This window comes from Serratia quinivorans (genome assembly GCF_052113645.1).
GTDB lineage: Bacteria > Pseudomonadota > Gammaproteobacteria > Enterobacterales > Enterobacteriaceae > Serratia > Serratia quinivorans_B.
On the sequence record NZ_JBIEIU010000001.1, the window covers coordinates 925,293 to 943,507 of the forward strand.

At 57.9% G+C, this 18,215-nt stretch carries 15 protein-coding genes; 3 read left to right on the forward strand and 12 right to left on the reverse strand.

Features of this window, described 5'->3' with window-relative positions:
- Window positions 1–46: 46 nt before the first annotated feature.
- Both argF and ACGS9J_RS04265 read right to left on the reverse strand, forming a co-directional pair.
- Window positions 47–1,066, reverse strand: a complete 1,020-nt coding sequence (gene argF, locus ACGS9J_RS04260) for an ornithine carbamoyltransferase (RefSeq protein ID WP_442229791.1) — start codon at window positions 1,064–1,066, stop codon at window positions 47–49.
- Between the two features lie 110 nt (window positions 1,067–1,176).
- Complete coding sequence (locus ACGS9J_RS04265; protein WP_442229792.1) at window positions 1,177–2,082, reverse strand: LysR family transcriptional regulator; 906 nt, start codon at window positions 2,080–2,082, stop codon at window positions 1,177–1,179.
- A gap of 626 nt (window positions 2,083–2,708) precedes the next feature.
- On the opposite strand from ACGS9J_RS04265, the gene katG reads away from it, so the two are divergent.
- Window positions 2,709–4,907 (forward strand): catalase/peroxidase HPI, encoded by a 2,199-nt coding sequence (katG, locus tag ACGS9J_RS04270; protein ID WP_442229793.1) that lies wholly within the window; start codon window positions 2,709–2,711, stop codon window positions 4,905–4,907.
- 46 nt (window positions 4,908–4,953) lie between these two features.
- Here katG and ACGS9J_RS04275 read toward each other — a convergent pair whose 3' ends face one another.
- From ACGS9J_RS04275 to ACGS9J_RS04300, 6 genes are all read right to left on the reverse strand, one after another.
- On the reverse strand, window positions 4,954–6,567 hold the full coding sequence (locus ACGS9J_RS04275) for an MFS transporter (RefSeq protein WP_442229794.1): 1,614 nt from the start codon (window positions 6,565–6,567) through the stop codon (window positions 4,954–4,956).
- Window positions 6,551–6,985 carry a DoxX family protein gene (locus tag ACGS9J_RS04280; protein ID WP_442229795.1) on the reverse strand — a complete coding sequence of 145 codons (435 nt, stop codon included), beginning with the start codon at window positions 6,983–6,985 and terminating at the stop codon, window positions 6,551–6,553. Before ACGS9J_RS04280 ends, ACGS9J_RS04275 begins: the two co-directional genes overlap by 17 nt.
- Before the next feature lie 149 nt (window positions 6,986–7,134).
- Window positions 7,135–8,541, reverse strand: coding sequence for an MFS transporter (locus ACGS9J_RS04285; RefSeq protein WP_442229976.1), 1,407 nt, complete (start codon window positions 8,539–8,541; stop codon window positions 7,135–7,137).
- A gap of 205 nt (window positions 8,542–8,746) precedes the next feature.
- The gene (locus tag ACGS9J_RS04290; RefSeq protein ID WP_442229796.1) at window positions 8,747–9,937 is read right to left on the reverse strand and encodes a sugar transporter; all 1,191 of its coding nucleotides are present in this window, start codon (window positions 9,935–9,937) and stop codon (window positions 8,747–8,749) included.
- A 162-nt stretch (window positions 9,938–10,099) separates the two neighbouring features.
- Window positions 10,100–11,041 (reverse strand): sugar phosphate isomerase/epimerase family protein, encoded by a 942-nt coding sequence (locus ACGS9J_RS04295; RefSeq protein ID WP_442229797.1) that lies wholly within the window; start codon window positions 11,039–11,041, stop codon window positions 10,100–10,102.
- 23 nt (window positions 11,042–11,064) lie between these two features.
- Complete coding sequence (locus ACGS9J_RS04300; protein ID WP_442229798.1) at window positions 11,065–12,243, reverse strand: Gfo/Idh/MocA family protein; 1,179 nt, start codon at window positions 12,241–12,243, stop codon at window positions 11,065–11,067.
- A 322-nt stretch (window positions 12,244–12,565) separates the two neighbouring features.
- Here ACGS9J_RS04300 and ACGS9J_RS04305 point away from each other — a divergent pair, with 322 nt between their 5' ends.
- Window positions 12,566–13,600, forward strand: a complete 1,035-nt coding sequence (locus ACGS9J_RS04305) for a LacI family DNA-binding transcriptional regulator (RefSeq protein ID WP_442229799.1) — start codon at window positions 12,566–12,568, stop codon at window positions 13,598–13,600.
- 37 nt (window positions 13,601–13,637) lie between these two features.
- The gene (locus ACGS9J_RS04310) at window positions 13,638–14,324 is read left to right on the forward strand and encodes an aspartyl/asparaginyl beta-hydroxylase domain-containing protein (RefSeq protein ID WP_442229800.1); all 687 of its coding nucleotides are present in this window, start codon (window positions 13,638–13,640) and stop codon (window positions 14,322–14,324) included.
- On the opposite strand, the gene ACGS9J_RS04315 is transcribed toward ACGS9J_RS04310, so the two are convergent.
- Genes ACGS9J_RS04315 through ACGS9J_RS04330 form a run of 4 tightly spaced genes read right to left on the reverse strand, consistent with a single transcriptional unit; the run spans window position 14,321 to window position 18,117 of the window.
- A complete protein-coding gene (locus ACGS9J_RS04315; RefSeq protein ID WP_442229801.1) occupies window positions 14,321–15,037 on the reverse strand; it encodes an ABC transporter ATP-binding protein in 717 nt (238 codons plus the stop codon). The two genes, ACGS9J_RS04310 and ACGS9J_RS04315, sit on opposite strands and share 4 nt — an antisense overlap.
- Window positions 15,034–15,909, reverse strand: a complete 876-nt coding sequence (locus tag ACGS9J_RS04320) for an ABC transporter ATP-binding protein (protein WP_044552471.1) — start codon at window positions 15,907–15,909, stop codon at window positions 15,034–15,036. Before ACGS9J_RS04320 ends, ACGS9J_RS04315 begins: the two co-directional genes overlap by 4 nt.
- Complete coding sequence (gene livM, locus ACGS9J_RS04325; RefSeq protein ID WP_442229802.1) at window positions 15,906–17,192, reverse strand: high-affinity branched-chain amino acid ABC transporter permease LivM; 1,287 nt, start codon at window positions 17,190–17,192, stop codon at window positions 15,906–15,908. The genes ACGS9J_RS04320 and livM overlap by 4 nt, the downstream gene beginning before the upstream one ends.
- 10 nt (window positions 17,193–17,202) lie before the next feature.
- Complete coding sequence (locus ACGS9J_RS04330) at window positions 17,203–18,117, reverse strand: ABC transporter permease subunit (protein ID WP_442229803.1); 915 nt, start codon at window positions 18,115–18,117, stop codon at window positions 17,203–17,205.
- Window positions 18,118–18,215 lie beyond the last annotated feature (98 nt).

Here is an 18,215-nt window from a genome sequence, read left to right on the forward strand (position 1 = left end):
GGCGAGGGAGCCAACGTTTTGGCTCCCTCGCCTTTGAGCCGGAAGGCTAGACCGCCGTAGCCACCATAACGGCCTTCACGGTGTGCATGCGGTTTTCACCCTGATCCCACACCACGGACTGCGGCCCTTCAATGACTTCATCTGTCATATCTTCGCCACGGTAACCCGGCAGGCAATGCATGAAGACCGCCGTTTTTCTCGCTTTCGCCATTGCCTGGGCGTTGATTTGGTACGGCATAAAGTCTTGAATGCGCTTTTCTTTCTGGGCTTCGTTTTCGCCCATGCTGTGCCAGGTGTTGCCATACACCACATCGGCTCCACGCAGCGCCTCGTCGAAATCCCGGGTCACGATGACTTTGGAGCCGCTTTTCGCCGCGTGTTGCTGCGCACAGGCCAGAATTCCCGGTACGGGTTCGTACCCTTCAGGGGCAGCAACGTAAATATCCATTCCCATCATGCCGCAGCCGATCATCAGGGAATGACAGACGTTATAGACATCGCCGGCATAACAGACTTTGACCCCTTTCCATTCGCCAAATTTTTCTTTAATGGTCAGAAGGTCGGCCAGCCCCTGGCAAGGATGCTCAAGCGCAGTTAAAGCATTAATCACCGGATTTTTCATGTATTGCGCAAACTCCTGAACAATTTCCTGCCCATAAGTTCGGATATACAAACCATCAAAATAGCGATCAATAATGCGTGCGGTATCTTTAATGGGTTCGCCGCGGCTGAGTTGCATTTCATCCGGGCGCAAATAGATAGACTGAGCCCCCAACGCCGTTGCGGCGGCATGGAAGGAATTACGGGTACGCGTAGATTTTTTTTCGAAAATCATGCCATAGGTACGCCCACGTAAATACTCATGTGGCTCACGCATGGTCCATTTGCGTTTTAAATCGGCTGCCAGCTCGACCAAATAACGGATCTCTTCCGCTGTATAATCCTGCATGGCAAGATAGTGCTTGCCGCGAAATTTATCTCTCATTTCATATCCCTCGATGTGTGGTAAAGACGCCCATTTTACGGATAGCAGTATTCCAGCCACTGTACCCATCTGAATATTCATTGATGTGTCGATGAGCGTAAGACCGAATTACATGGCTAACAATAGATATAAAATAAAGCTGACTTTACTGTTTATGAATGTTTAACCAGCAAGGGTGGAATATAGAAATATTATCGACCCGGATACCCATGTTCCATACGAATATCAGACACCAAGGCTTCGAGCGCTTCATTATGCGGGCGGTTTCGATGAAGAATAAGGCAATGAGTCACCTCATAGCTTAATTCATCAGGTCCAAGCAGATACATTTCCTGTTTATCGACCCACTGCTGGGCATAATGTTGCGGCAGATAACCCATGTGCGTCCCTGCCAGAATCAGTAGGGCGACAGCCTCCATCTGGTGGGCCGTGGCAGTGATTAGTGATGGCGTGACAGGCACCAAATCCGACGGCATCAGATAGCCACGTTTCACCCAGCTGAAGCGCTGTAAATCCTCGGAGGTCACCTTTGATGATAAATACAGCGGATGGTGCCTTCCGCAATAGATTGAAATTTTTTCACTGAAGAGATCGATATACTCAAGATTCTCTAATCGGTGTCCAATATAAGATATCGCCGCATGTAATTCGCCGCTGATAATTTCCTGTTCAAGTTCCGTCGGTGATTTAATAAAAACCTGCAGACTTACCTCATGATTACGCTGATAAAAACGTCTTATTGCCTCAACTATTTTTGCTTCGGGCAACGTCAATGTGCTGTCCAACAGACCAATCAGCAACTCACCACGTAACCGCCCAGAAAGGTTATGAACCTGTAAAACAAAAGCATCCAATTTGGCGAACAGTTGTTGTGTATAACACAGCACCTGTTCCCCTTCCGCTGTCAGACTGAATCCTTTTTTCCCTCGTTCGCAGAGGCGAAATCCCAGACGTGTCTCTAAGCTCGACATACAGGTACTGATGGCAGACTGGCTCATATTCAGCTGAGCCTGAGCGGCAGAGAATCCATTACACTGCACTATGGTCAAAAATATCTGCAACAATCGGATATCAACGTTATGAATATTACCAAGCATGATTCCTCCTTATATTATGAGTATAATTAACTCAATATTTAAACTCCTATTTATTGGGTTACAGAATTGGCTGAAAGCAAAACACCTGGGTTCGATGTTTATTATCAACGCATAGATTTAGTTAGCGATGGTGGTGGGCAATGACTAGTAAATTATTTTCATCCTGTTTAATCGGCAAGTCAAAAAATACATATATCTCGAGCTGATAGTTTAGACCCGTGCAGCAATTATAGGGGGAAATAGCCTGTAGATAGAGGATCAATGATTCCATTTGGCTGGCAGGTGATAATGCTATTTATAACTATTCGATAAACCCGCCCGGCCTTATCATCCAAGAACCCCTATCAATCAATAAAAATTCAATAGTCACAGACTATTACAACATTCAACCATTCCTATTTTATCTATCTTCATCCACTGACTAAGCTTAGAGCTGAGTGTCAGTGCGAGCCCCATCAGCGGTTGGCGAAAACCTCATCTCTTATTATTGAAAATCAGTTGATTAGAAAAACCATTAGCGCAACACCCGACGCGAGCTTCAAGCCCGCGATATCCAGTTAACCGCTCCCTCAGGCATCAGATCGTTCGGGCCTGGAGAGCGAACCTACGTAAGCAGAGAGCGCATCATGACAACTGAAAGCAAATGCCCGTTTTCTGGCGGTGGCAAACCGAATACGCCGCGCCGCGGCCCTTCAAATCAAGACTGGTGGCCCAACCAACTTAGCCTGAAGCCACTGCACCAACACTCCTCCCTCTCCGACCCGATGGACCCGGACTTCGATTACGCCAAAGCCTTCAACAGCCTTGATCTGGCGGCCGTGAAACAAGATCTGCATGCGCTGATGACCGACTCGCAGGACTGGTGGCCGGCAGACTTTGGCCACTATGGCGGCCTGTTCATCCGCATGGCCTGGCACAGCGCCGGTACCTACCGCATCGGCGACGGTCGCGGCGGCGCAGGTGAAGGCCAGCAGCGTTTTGCCCCGCTCAACAGCTGGCCCGACAACGTCAGCCTCGATAAGGCCCGTCGCTTGCTGTGGCCGATCAAACAGAAATACGGCCGTAAAATTTCCTGGGCTGACCTGATTGTGCTGACCGGCAACGTGGCGCTTGAATCCATGGGCTTTAAAACCTTTGGTTACGCAGGCGGCCGTGCCGACACCTGGGAACCGGATGACGTTTACTGGGGGTCGGAAAAGATCTGGCTGGAACTGAGCGGCGGCCAAAACAGCCGTTACTCGGGCGATCGCGACCTTGAAGATCCACTGGCCGCGGTGCAGATGGGCCTGATCTACGTAAACCCGGAAGGTCCGGACGGTAATCCTGACCCGGTCGCGGCAGCACGCGATATCCGCGAAACCTTCGCCCGCATGGCGATGAACGACGAAGAAACCGTGGCACTGATTGCCGGCGGCCACACCTTCGGCAAGACCCACGGTGCCGGCCCGGCGTCGCATGTCGGTGACGATCCGGAAACGGCCGGCCTTGAGCTGCAGGGCCTCGGCTGGCAGAGCAGTTTCGGTACCGGTAAGGGCAAAGACGCCATCACCAGCGGCCTGGAAGTGACCTGGACCACCACCCCGACCCAGTGGAACCACGACTTCTTCCGCCACCTGTTCGAATACGAGTGGGAACTGACGCAAAGCCCGGCCGGTGCGCACCAGTGGGTGGCCAAAGACGTCGGCGAAACCATTCCCGATGCCTTTGACCCCAACAAAAAACAGCGCCCGACCATGCTGACTACCGACCTGTCGCTGCGGTTCGATCCGGCCTACGAAAAGATCTCACGCCGCTTCTATGAACATCCGGACCAGTTGGCCGATGCTTTCGCTCGCGCCTGGTACAAGTTGACCCACCGCGATATGGGGCCACGTGCTCGCTATCTCGGCCCGGAAGTGCCGGCTGAAGAGCTGATTTGGCAGGATCCGATCCCGGCAGTCGATCATGAGTTGATCAACGATCAGGATATCGCCGATCTCAAAACCCGGATCCTGGCTTCCGGCCTGCCGGTGTCGGTGCTGGTTGCCACCGCCTGGGCTTCCGCCTCCACCTTCCGCGGTTCCGACAAACGCGGCGGAGCCAACGGGGCGCGCATTCGTCTGGCACCGCAAAAGGATTGGGCCATCAACCAACCCGCTCAACTGGCGCAAACGCTGACCAAGCTGGAGAGCATTCAGCAAGCCTTCAACCAGGCCCAGTCAGGCAACAAACGCGTTTCGCTGGCGGATGTGATCGTGCTGGCCGGAGTGGCAGGCGTCGAGCAAGCGGCGATCAACGCCGGACATCCGGTAAGCGTTCCCTTCACGCCGGGCCGTATGGACGCGACGCAGGAGCAGACCGATGTCGAATCCTTCGCAGCGATGGAACCGGTGGCCGATGGCTTCCGCAACTACCTGAAACATCAGTTCAACGTGCCGGCCGAAGCTCTGTTGGTCGATAAGGCGCAGTTGCTGACGCTGACGGCACCGGAAATGGCGGTGTTGGTGGGTGGGCTGCGGGTGCTGAACGCCAACGTGGGCCAAAGCCAGCACGGCGTGTTGACCCAACGTCCACAGGCGCTGAGCAACGACTTCTTCGTCAATCTGCTGGATATGGGCACCACCTGGAAAGCGGCAGGCGAAGACGGCGTGTTTGAAGGCCGCGACAGCCAAACGGGTGCACTCAAGTGGACGGCGACACGCGCCGATCTGATCTTCGGTTCGCACTCTCAGCTGCGTGCGTTGGCGGAGGTCTACGGCAGCTCCGACGCCCAAGCCAGCTTCGTGAAGGACTTCGTCGCCGCCTGGAATAAGGTGATGAATCTCGATCGTTTCGACCGCGCTTAAGAGCAAACAAGCCCGCTTAAGATAATAACCTAAGCGGGCTTTTTATTTACTCTCGTCCCAGGTGACGTAAATCGAGCGACAGGAAGTGTTGCACCTGCGGTTTTTCCGGGCCGATATGGAACTTAAGCGCCTCTTGCTGCAGATCGGCATCGGCATGCGAAACCCGCTGATGCTGGCGCAAATGCTCGGCCCAGGATTCCACCATAAACCACTCCATCACGCACTGCGGATCGGCGGTATGTTCAGTCAGCCCCCAGGCGTAGGCACCGTCTCGGCGACGTACCCGTGAAAGCCGCTGCAACGTACGCAAAAACTGCGGACGATCCTCTACCCGCACGCGATACTCCACAGAGATCATGACCGGACCGCGATCGTTCTCCACGGGCGTATTGAGCAAGGGTTCAGGCCAATGGTTGGAAGGCTGCAGATCGGCCTCGCCTTCCGGCAGGCGGATGCGGTGGAATATCAGCGAGATGATCAACAATCCGATACCGCCCGTCAGCAGCGTGGCGGCCACGCCGATCTCCTGCGCAATCAACCCCCACAGCAGGCTGCCTGCGGCCATCGCGCCATTAAACACCATCAGATAAATCGCCAGGCCGCGTCCGCGCACCCAGTTTGGCAAAACCCCTTGAGCCGCGCCGTTCAGTGAGGTCAGCGCGATAATCCAACCGGCCCCCAATGCCAGCAGCAACACCACGGCCAGCCACTGCGGCGGCGCTAACGACAGCAACCCCATCACGCCAGCGCTAATGACCGCCGCCAACAGCACCAGACCGTCAGAGTTCAACCGCTGACGCAGCCACGGCAACAGTATCGCGCCGCCTATCGCACCGGCCCCCACCGCGCCAAGCAAAATACCGTAGAAACCGGCGGTGCCGCCCAGCATTTGCCTTGCCACCAGCGGCAACAACGCCCAAACCGAACTGGAAAACACAAAGAACACCGCCGCCCGCAGCAGCACCACGTGCAGCTCACGGCTGGCGCGGGCATAGCGTATACCGGCACGGAAAGCGCCGAAGAAATGTTCGGAAAGTCCGTTGTCTTCCACTTTGGGCCTGCGCCACCACAGCAAGGCGGAAACCACAAATACATAGCTCAGGATGTCGGCACCGTAGGCCGCACCGGCACCAAAGCTCGCCAACAGCAGGCCCCCCGCCGCCGGGCCTATGGCGCGGGCGATGTTGATCCCCAGCGAGTTCAGCGCCACCGCATTTCTGAGATCGGCGCGCGGCACCAGCTCCGGGACGATGGATTGCCAGGTCGGCCCCATCAGCGCCCCGCCGATACCACCGATAAAGGTCAGCGCCAGTAAATACTCTACGGTCAAGGCGCCGCTTTGCGACAGCAGCAGTAAGGTGCCACTGACGCAGGCCAGCAGGATCTGGACAAAAATAAGAAAACGACGGCGGTCGAGAATATCCGACAGCACCCCCGCCGGGATCGCCAGCAGGAATACCGGCAGCGTGGCAGCGGTCTGCATCAGCGCCACCGCCGACGGATTGGAGGATAAATCCGTCACCAGCCAGGAGCTGGCGACATCGCGCATAAAGCTGCCGACGTTGCCCAATACCGTCGCGCCCCACAGCACCGCGAATACCGGGATCTTCAGCGGCGCGAAACCGCCGGATGCTGCCTTGTTCTCAGCCGGTTCGGCCATCGTTATGCTCCTTTAAATCGTACAGCGCCACCAGCAGCAACGCGCCCGCCAGCCCAAGATGTTCAAAAAAACCGTTCATGCCGGTAAAGCGTTCCGGTGGGCTCATTTCCCAGAAACGGTTGGCCATCAGCGTGGCGGCCAGGGTAAATGCGGCCAGCGCCAGCGCGCCCAGCCACCGGTAGAAACCGCTCAGGATCAACAGTGAGGCCCCCAGCTCCAGCAGGATCACCAGGCCGGCGAACAGCGCCGCCGGCTGCAAACCAAAATGGGCCATTTCCGCCATGGCGCCAGTAAAATCCAGCGCCTTGACCAGCCCGCCCTGAATATAAGCGGCGCAGATCGCCAGCAGCATCAATCCGCGGGCAAAAGGCCTGTCAACGGCCTGTCTTATTTGAGAGAGAAAGGCGCTTGTGCTCATGGGTCTTCTCCCGGAGGTGATGTGGGACATCTTCCGGGTAACACTAAGGCAGGATGGCGTGCGGTGATAACGGAATTATTTTCGGATGATCGCAAGTATTTTTGCTGAAGATCCGGCCCTGCCTCGCTGCACAGCGCCGGTTTTGCCTGTCAGATATTTTCCAGATCGATACCGCGCGTTTTCGGGCCAAACACGCCTATCACCCCCATCACGATCAGCATGCTGGCCACGATAAACGCGATAACCCCCACCGAACCGCCGTATTGCAGGATGACGCCGATAATCAGGCTGCTGAATACCGTCGACAATCGGCTAAACGAATAGCAGAAGCCGACGGCACGGGCGCGTATGTAAGTCGGGAACACTTCCGTTTGGTAGGAATGGTAACTGTAGGTCAGCCAGGCATTGGACCAGGTGATGAAGAACCCGCAAAGAATCAGCCAGACGGGGTTGTTTTGCAGGGCAAACAGCGAGCCGAAAATAACCGTCACCAGGCAGGAAAGGACAATCTGCCACTTGTTTTCCATCTTGTCGGCATAGCGGCTGCACAACAGCGACCCCAAAGGATAAGCCAGGGTAATAAAGAAGGCGTACAGCAGGCTGTGGGTGATGGAAGCCCCCTTGCCGGCCAGCAACGCGGGCAACCAGTTGCCAAAACCAAAGAATCCGATAGCCTGGAAGAAATTCATCACCGCCAGCATCAGGGTACGGCCACGGTAGCGCGGCGACCAGATATCCTTGAAGCTTCCCCGCACCGGCATTTCATTCTGTGCCTGCGCGTCACGCGAAGGGAAATCCGCAGTATTGGTGACGCCGCAGCGACGCTCCATCGCCTGTATCACCTGCCGAACCTCCGGGTAACGCCGTTGCTGCGCCAGCCAGCGCGGCGATTCCGGCAAGCCTTTACGCACCAGCCAGATCACCAGCGAAGCCACCGCACCGGCGATCACCACGTAACGCCAGCCGCTCAGGCCCAGGATAGTCTGCGGCACCAGCCACCACGACATTAACGCCACCGTCGGCACGGAGAGAAACTGAATGAAAAAAGAAAAAGCGAACGCCCGGGTGCGCAGATGCGCGGGCACCCATTCGGTCAGGTAGGTATCTATCGTGACCAGTTCAATACCCAGGCCGACGCCGACCAAAAAGCGCAGCAAGATCACCCATTCCGCCTGATGCTGAAAAGCCAGGCCCAGCGAAAAGAGGCCATACCAGGCCAGTGCGAACATAAAGGTAGTGCGGCGGCCGAAGCGATCGGCATAGGGGCTGAGCAAGCTGGCGCCGATAAACAGGCCGAGGAAGGTGGCGGAGGCAAACGCCGCCTGGTCGGAAACGCCGAACACACCCTGCGCACCGGTGTGGAATATGCCTTCGGCGATCAGGCCGGTGCTGATGTACCCGGTCTGAAACAGATCATAGAGTTCGAAAAAACCGCCCAATGCCAGCAGCGCGATAAACCGCCACAGCCCGGCGGAGGTGGGCAAAGCATCAATCCTTGCCGACAGATCCCGTTCATGGATCGGCGACTGGGCCGCGCCCGCGCTTCCTGCAACCAAAGACTCACTCACCGTTAACCTCGCCATAACATAATCGATAATTTTCTATGCTATAGGCTCGGTGTCGGAGTTAAATATTTAATTAGCAGACTATGAAAAAAATTTAAGCATAAAAAACTGCAGCAGTCTGTTTTGCTGAGAGAAAATTTAACCGGGGCGACAATACCTGATAGCGAGCCCTAAGCTCGCTATCAGGTGAAGGGGATTAGCGGATGTGGTGGTGTTGCAGGCGTTCGCTGCGGTAAAAGTTCAGCAGGCACCAGCCAAGGGCGATCAGCGCCAGCGGCGCAGCGACAAAGCCGATGTTGCCCATGCCCAGATGCTGGCTGACCTGGTTGCCCAGCAGCGCACCGCCGCCGATACCGAAGTTATACAACCCGGAGTAAATCGACATCGCCACGTCGGTGGCGTCCGGTGCCAGGTTCAACACCTTGGCCTGCATCGACAGGCCAATCGCCATGATTGCCATGCCCCACACCGCAAACAGCAGCGTCAGGTGGTTTTCATCGCCGGAGGCCGGTAACAGCAGCAGCAGGCTCAACATCAGCAACGCAATGGCACCGATGAAAAAGCCCGACGGGAAGCGTTCGCTAAAGCGGCTGAACAACAGGCTGCCGACGATCCCGGCGGCACCGAACAGCAACAGCATCAGCGTGGTGAAGTTTTCCGACAGCCCGGCTACGGTCTGAATAAAGGGTTCGATATAGCTGTAGGCGGTGAAGTTCGCCGTCACCACGATGATGGTCAGCATATACAGGCTGACCAGCGCCGGACGCTTAAACAGCATCGGCACGCTGGCCAGTGAGCCTGAATGTTCGCTTTTCAGCACCGGCAGCAGCCGCCACAGCAGCACCAACGCCAGGGTGGCGCAAACTGCGATACCAATAAAGGTCATGCGCCAACCGAGGATCTGCCCGACGATGCGCCCCAGCGGCAGGCCGAGTACCATCGCCAACGCAGTGCCGCCAGCCAGCAGACTCAACGCCTGCGCCTTCTTGCCTGCCGGGGCGACCCGGATCGCCAGCGAGGCGGTGATTGACCAGAATACCGCATGGGCCAGCGCCACACCGGCGCGAGAGATCACCAACGTGGTGAAGTCCCAGGCTACGGCAGTCAGTACGTGGCTGGCGATAAACAGGATGAACACCCCGATCAGCAGCTTGCGCCGCTCAATCTTGCTGGTCAGCAGCATGCACACCAGCGAGGCGGCGGCGACAATCCAGGCATAAATAGTGATGATCAAACCCACTTGCTCGGTCTGCATCGAGAAACTTTTGGCGATATCGCTCAGCAACCCCACCGGAATAAACTCGGTGGTATTGAAGATAAAGGCCGAGACGGCAAGGATAACCACGCGCAACCAGGCGGTTGAGCGAGATACCTGAGTTTGTTCCATGTTAAACAGGATCCGGAGAGAGACGGGAAGTAGCGATATTTTAACCAATCGGCGGCATAAATGCGATATAGGTCACACTTTTATTAGGCTGTTTTTTTCGACAGTCTTTTCCTGCCCAAAGGCCTGCGCAGCGGCAGGCCTTTGGCGACAAACCGAGCGCGTTTACTGGCTGATGCAGCGTTTTAACGCCTCCACCGACGTCTCGATACCGGCATCGACCGACATGGTCAGGTCTTCCATTTCCAGCGATACCCAGTCGTTGTAGCCCATCATGCGCACCACCGAGAAGAACTCCTTCCACCACTGCAAGTCCTGCCCGCATCCCACCGCCACATAGTTCCAGGCGCGTTGCGCGACCTGTTCCACCGGCCGGGTTTCCAGCAGCCCGTTGACCGCCACTATGCCCCTTTCCAGCCGCACATCTTTACCGTGCACATGGTGGATCGCGTCCCCCAGACGTCGTGCGACGGCAATGGGATCGGCCCCCATCCAGATCAGGTGGCTGGGATCGAGGTTCAGGCCGACCATCGGCCCCACCGCGTCACGCAGCCTGAACAGCGTGTCCGGGTTCCACACCAGCATCGAGCTGAAATTTTCCAGCGCGAACTTCTCTATGCCGAACGCCTGAGCTTTGTCCACCAGCCGCTGCCAATAAGGGATCGCCACCTCGTTCCACTGGTAATCCAGGCAGTTTTTCAGCGTCGGCGGCCAACTGACGGTATAGGTGATCCAGTTGGGAATGCTGTCGCCGGGCGCGGCGGGCGGCAAGCCGCTCATCATGACGATTTTTTTCACCCCCAGGCCGGCGGCCAGCGCCAGCGTGTTGTCGGTATCATGGCGGTGCTTTTCACCCAGCACGCCCGGCTCCAGCGGATTGCCGGACACGTTCAACGCGGCGATCTTCATGCCGCGGCTTTCCAGCGCCGCCATCAACCGCCGACGTTTACCGGCGTCCTGCAACAGCGCAACGGTATCCAGATGCGGGGCCGAAGACCAGCCGCCGGTGGTCATTTCCACGCCAAACACCCCCAGTTCACCCAGCCGATCCAGCATGGCTTCAAACGGCAGGTGGCCCAGGCTATCGGTACAAAAAGAAAGTTTCATGTCGTTACTCCGCGTAGCAAGGTTTAGTCAAAGGCCACCCAACGGGCGCCCTCGTTGGCGGAGCGCACGCAGTTTTCAATCCAGCGTACTCCTGCGATCCCGGCGTCGATGTCCGGATACACCAACTGCGCCAGCGCCTGTTGATCGCCACGCTGGGTGGCGTCGATGGCCAGAGCAAACTTCAGGTAGATGTTGGCCCAGGATTCGGTCAGGCCCTCGGTATGCAAAGCCCCCAGACGTTCCCAGGCGTTGCAGGTATCGTCCAGATACGACATGCCGCGATACAGCGTCTGGTTCGGTTGCCCCTGCACCTCGTAGCGCAACTCGCTGGGGTTGATGTCGCTCCACTCCAGGCTGGCTTTCGACCCCACGATGCGAATGCGCTGGCTGCTCATTGCGCCAGCGTTCACCGATGAAGCCCACATCCGCCCTACCGCCCCGTTGTGGTAGCGCATCATCACCAATGCGTTGTCTTCCAGCGGCGCGCGCGAGGGAATAAAGCTTTGCCGATCGCAAAGCAGCTCGCGGATCTGCATCTGCGGCATCACCAGTTGGGAGAGGTAAAAGGTGTGGGTGGAGATATCGCCCAGCACAAAGCTCGGGCCGGAGATGTTGGGATCGATGCGCCATTTCTGCGCTTCGCTGAGACGATCCACTTCGTCCGTGGCATTAAAACCGTGGGTGTATTGCAGATCCACCATGCGCACTTCGCCGATCTGGCCGTTCGCGATCATCGCGCGCATCTGCAGCAGCAGCGGGTGGCCGGAGAAACCGTAGGTCACGCCGACGATCAGGTTTTTCTCCGCCGCCAGCGCTTTGATTTCATAGGCTTCCTGGCTGGTGAAAAACAGCGGTTTCTCGCAGATCACGTGCAGCCCGGCCAGCAGCGCCGCGCGGGTAATTTCGTAATGCGTGCCGTTCGGCGTGGCCACCGACACCACTTCAATGCCGTCCTCACGCCGTGCCTCTTGCGCAAACAAGGTGCGGTAATCCTCATAACAGCGTTCGGCCGCTACCCCCAGATTCACGCCGAACTCGCGGCCACGATCCGGCACGATATCAAACGCGCCGGCCACCAGCGCAAAGGCGGTATTATCCCGCAACGCGCCGCAGCGGTGTTTGTACCCCACCTGCCCCAACCGCCCGCCGCCGACCATGGCCCAGCGCAGAGGGCGTGCCGTTTTTCTTTCACCATTCAACATAGTTGCTCCCGAAACCTAAGGTTTTCGCTGTTTCCGCCGCATTGCACCCGGGTGCAAATCTTAAATGCACCCGGGTGCAAAATTAGGTGGCAACTCGACCGCTAAACGAATGCCACTTGCGATGGACTATTGGAGAGGGTTAAAAATAAGTCAAATGCGTCATGATAAATCTGCCGATGATGATCACAAATTACCGATATAAGGATCCGCTGCCGGGTCTTGGTCGCCCGCCGGATCCTTGTGCCGGCGTCGGCAACTCCCGCATTCCACCACGCTGTGCTAATCTGTTGAACCCATACCGTTTTTTCATCGCGAGCGAAAGATGATGGCGAAGAAACCCGGCTCTACCTCCGCGCCCGCCCCCCGCAAGGCGACGGCCAGCGATGTGGCCGCCCGTGCCGGCGTGTCTAAATGGACGGTATCGCGCGCCTTTACCGACGGTGCGTCAATCTCGCCGCAGGCAATGCTGCGCGTTCAGACCGCCGCGCGTGAATTGGGTTATCGCCCTAATCTGCTGGCGCGCAGCCTGTCGAAAAAGAGCACCCGCATCATCGGGCTGGTGGCGGACGAGCTGAAAAATCCGCATATCTTTACCCTGCTGGATGAAGTCACCCGCCAGTTGCAAAGCCGCGGTTATATGGCCTTGTTGCTGAATATCACCTCTGAGCACGATTATGAATCGGTGCTGACGCTGGCGGACCAAATGCAGGTCGACGGCTTGCTGTTCCTCGGCACACTGCTCAATGACCGGCTGATCACATTGGCGCAGGATATTCACCATATTCCGCTGGTGGTGCTGTACCGCTACAGCGAAAGCCCCTACATCCAGGTGCTGGCGACCCACGGCTATCAGGCCGGACGCGAAATCGGCGAACTGTTGCTCACGCAAGATTATCAACGCATGGGGTATCTGGCAGGGCCTATCAGCGAGTCCACCCAGTTGCGTCGCCTTGACGGTTTCCGGGCGGCGCTGGCAGAACAACAGCGTGACGTCAACGTGGTGTTGCAGGCCCCGCATTACCAGCGCCTTTGCGGCATGGAGGCCTTTTCGGCCTATCTGGCCGCGACCCCGGCGGCACAGCGGGTGGACGCGATTTTTTGTGAAAACGACATTCTGGCGGTCGGGGTCATCGACGCGATCCGCGCCGCGCCGGACTGTGCGCCCATTGCCGTGGTGGGGTTTGACGACATTGAGCTGGCCGCCTCCCCCAGCTATCAGTTGACCACCTACCGTCAGCCGATGCAGTCGCTGATTGCCGATGGCATTCATTGCCTGACGCAGGCCTTCGAACCCGGCGGACAAAAGTTGTATACCGGCGAATTGGTCATCCGGCAATCGCATCTAAAACAACCCTAAGACGGCGAGAAATCGGCTCACTGCTATTGAGGTCACTATGTCCGCTATCTACGATTGGTCCGTGCTTGCACTACGCCGTATTTACGATCGCCGCATCAGTGGCACAGCGGTGCTCGACAGCGCTCGCCTGTTCCCCGATGCCCAACGCTTTATCGCCCAGTGGCCGCAGATACGCGATGAAGCGCTGACCCTGGCGCAAGATCTGCGTAACATCCCGCGATTTCACGAGATCATGAGCGAACAGGCGTCGATCTCCGCCAATGATCAACGTGACTGGCGCATGTTTATCCTGCAGGCCTATGGTCAGCCGATTGCCCGCAATCTGGCCCGCTGCCCGCAGCTTGCCGGGCTGATCGCCTCTTCCCCGGATGTGCTTTCCGCCTCGCTGTCGTTCCTGGCCCCCGGCAAACAGGTACCGGCGCACCGTGGCCCGTTCCGCGGCATTTTGCGCGGCTATCTGGTGCTGTCGATGCCGAAACACGCCGATGGCGTGCCCGCCGCGGTACTGAAAGTCGACGGGCAGGCATACCGGCTGAATGAGGGGGAATTTATGCTGTGGGACGACACCTTCGAGCACGAAGTGTGGAACGACAGCGACCAGGTGCGTACCGTGTTGCTGCTGGATATCCGCCGCCGCGATTTACCTCGCGGCCTGCGGATATTGTCCAGCGGCATCATCGCCCTGGTGCGGCTGAACGTTCGCTGGATCCAGCGCCAGTTCTAGGCTCCGCCCAGATAGGCTTTCCTCACCTCCTGATTGCTTAACAGCTCGGCACCGCTGCCGGTCAGGCGAATTTGGCCGTTGACCATCACATAGCCACGATCGGACAGCTTGAGCGCGTGGTTGGCGTTCTGCTCCACCAAAAACAGCGTCATGCCGCCACGGGTGAGTTCACGCAGAATGCTGAAGATCTGTTTGACGATAATCGGTGCCAACCCCAGGCTCGGCTCATCCAGCAACAGCAGTTTCGGCCGGCTCATCAACGCGCGGGCAATCGCCAACATCTGCTGTTCGCCGCCGGACATGGTCATTGCCCGCTGGTTGCGCCGCTCCTTCAGGCGCGGGAACAGCTCGAACATGCGCAGTAAATCCTCATCCACATAGCGATTGCCGATGGTAATGGTGCCCATCAGCAGGTTTTCCTCCACGCTCATGTCCGGAAAGATCCGTCGCCCCTCTGGCGCCTGGGCGATACCGCTGCTCGCGACGAAGTGGGTGGAACGCTGGCTGATGTCCTCCCCGCGAAACAGGATCTGCCCGCCGCTGATGCGCGGCTGGCCGAAGATCGACATCAGCAGCGTGGATTTGCCCGCGCCGTTGGCGCCAATCAGCGCCACCGTTTCCCCTTCATTCACCTGCAACGAAACCTGCTGCAACGCCTGGATCGGGCCGTAAAACACGTCCACGTCGCGAAACTCCAACATCGCATTGCTCATCCCGCCAGCTCCTCTTCATCCGCGCCAAGGTAAGCGGCGATCACCGTATCGTTATGCTGAATTTCTTTCGGCGTGCCTTCGGCGATCACATCGCCGTGATCGAGCACAATCACCCGATCGGAGATCTCCATCACCATGCCCATATCATGTTCGATCAGCAACACCGTGATGCCGTGATGCTGACGCAGAAAACGGATAATGCGGCTCAGCGTCGCCGTCTCCACCGGGTTCAGCCCGGCGGCGGGCTCATCGAGACAGATCATCTCCGGCGTGGTGCACATCGCCCGGGCGATCTCCAGCCGTCGCTGCTGGCCGTATGACATCTCCCCCGCCAGCCGGTTGGCGCAGTCCACCAGCTCCACCACTTCCAGCCAGTAAAAAGCGCGATCCAGCGCCTGGCTTTCCGCCCGCCGGTAGCCCGGCGTATTGAGCACCCCGGCCACCAGATTGCGGTTGCTCAGCATGTGCTGCGCCACCAGCAGGTTCTCCACCACCGACATTTCACGGAATAAACGGATGTTCTGGAAGGTGCGCGCCAGCCCGGCGCGATTGACCAGATGGGTACCGCCGAACATTTTGTAGTACAGGCGCGACCCCAGCCGCTTCGGGTTAACCCAGTCGCCGGCGCGGAATTTCTGCCCCAGCACCTGGATCACGTCGGTCGGGCGCTTATGGGTATTGAGCAAGATGGCGCCGCCGGTGGCGCGGTAAAAGCCGGTCAGGCAGTTGAATACCGTGGTTTTCCCCGCGCCGTTAGGGCCGATCAGCGCGGTGATCGACCCACGCTCCACCGCCAGATTCACGTCGTTCAGCGCCTTGATGCCGCCAAAATGCATCATCAGATGCTCAACCTGCAAGATAGCGTCGCTCATGGTGCCACCCCCTTGCGCGGCGCAAAGCTGGTTCGGCTGATGCGCACCAGTCCGCGTGGCCGCCAAATCATCATCACCACCATCAGCACCCCGAACAACAGCACGCGGTACTCGGCGAAGCTGCGCAACAATTCCGGCGCCACGGTGAGCACGAACGCCGCCAGCACGACACCGATGGTCGAGCCCATACCGCCCAGCACCACGATCGCCAGGATCAGCGCCGATTCGAAGAAGGTGAACGAGGTGGGGTTGACGAACCCCTGATAGGTGGCGAAAAACACCCCGGCCAGCCCGGCGGTGGAAGCCCCCATCATAAAGGCCGACAGCTTCACCAGAACGTGGTTTAAGCCGAGCGAGCGACAGGCGATTTCATCTTCGCGCAAGGCTTCCCAGGCGCGACCAATCGGCATGCGCGTCAGCCGGTGCTTGATGTACAGCACCAGCAGCACCACCAGAAACAGCACCGCATAGATAAAGATAAATTTCAGGTTCGGGTTGTAAGTGATGCCGAGGAATTCGTGGATCGGCACGCCGCCGTCCTTCGCCCGTCGGCCAAACTCCAGGCCAAAAATCGTCGGTGCCGGCACCGAAACGCCGTTCGGCCCGCCGGTCAGCGACATCCAGTTATTCAGCACCAGCCGGATGATCTCGCCGAACCCCAGCGTGACGATCGCCAGATAGTCGCCGTGCATACGCAACACCGGGAAACCCAGCAACGCACCGGCCAGCGCCGCCATCAGCGCCCCCAGCGGCAACATCGCCCAGAAACCCAGCCCGAGATACTGGTAGCCCAGTGCCAGCCCATAGGCACCAATGGCGTAGAACGCCACGTAGCCCAGATCAAGCAGCCCGGCCAGCCCGACGACGATGTTCAAGCCCAGCCCGAGCAGCACGTAAATCAGCCCCAGTATCGCCACCGTCAGCAGGTATTTGGTGGCGACAAATGGAAACAGCAGCGCGATGACCGCCATTAACGGGATGATCCACCGCAGGCTGGTTTTGGCGCCTATCGGCCGGACATACACCCCATCGTTGCCGCCGTCAAAGCGCGTCAACAGTTTGCGCCCCGGCGCGGTTTGCAGAAACAGGCTCAGTAACAGCCGCCCGGCCATCACCACGGCGATAATCCACACCAGGCGGCGCGGTTCAAAGTTAAAGCTGTAACCGTTCAGGACAATACCGACGATCGGCCCGAACACGATCAGGGCGATCAGCCCCGCCAAGACGGCATCCAGCAGGCTGCGTTTAACGTTCAGCCCTGGGTGAACCACAGAGTGCGACATAGTTTTCCCCTCAAACCTTAGCGACCATAGGCCGTCCGAGCAGGCCCTGAGGACGGAAAATCAGGATCACCACCAGCAAACCGAAGGAAAATACGTCTTTGTAATCCGAGTTCACCATGCCGGCGAACTGCGCCTCCGCCACGCCCAGCAGCAGCCCGCCCAGCATCGCGCCGGGTAACGACCCAATGCCCCCCAGCACCGCAGCGGTAAAGGCTTTGATGCCGATGATAAAGCCGACGTAGAAATCGAAGGTGCCGTAGTTCATGGTGATCAACACCCCTGCCAGCCCGGCCATCGCAGCGCCAATCACGAACACCAGGGAGATCACCCGGTCGGTGTTGATGCCGAGAATTGACGCCATTTTGCGGTCCTGTTGAGTGGCGCGACAAATGCGCCCCAGCCGGGTGTGTTGAATGATGTAAGTAAGGATCGCCATGCCCAGCAGCGAAGCGAGCAGGATAAACACTTTGGTGTAGGTGATTTGGATCACCCCGCCGTCAAAGTTGAGGCGAAACACCCCATCCAGCAACGTCGGGATCCCCTGTTGACGTGGCCCCTGACTGATTTGCGCGTAGTTTTGCAAGATCAGCGACATGCCGATGGCGGAGATCAGCGGTGCCAGACGGGTAGAGTTACGCAAGGGTTTGTAGGCGATACGCTCAATCACCCAGCCATACACACCGGTGATCACGATGGTAAACACCAGCGTGCCGAGGATCAGCAGCGGGAACGATTGCAGGCCGAAGAACGACAACAGCGCCAGCCCGATGGCGCACAGGTAGGCGGAGATCATGTACACCTCGCCGTGGGCGAAGTTGATCATGCCGATAATGCCGTAAACCATGGTGTAGCCGATGGCGATCAGGCCATAAACCGCGCCAAGCGTCAGGCCGTTGATCAATTGTTGCAGGAAGAAAACGTCCATAATGAGCAGTCTCGCCTGGTGGGACCGCAAACCAGTGCAGACGCGGCCCAAGGGAAGTATCGGCACGGATCCGCAGCACGTGCGGATCCGCTTCCAGG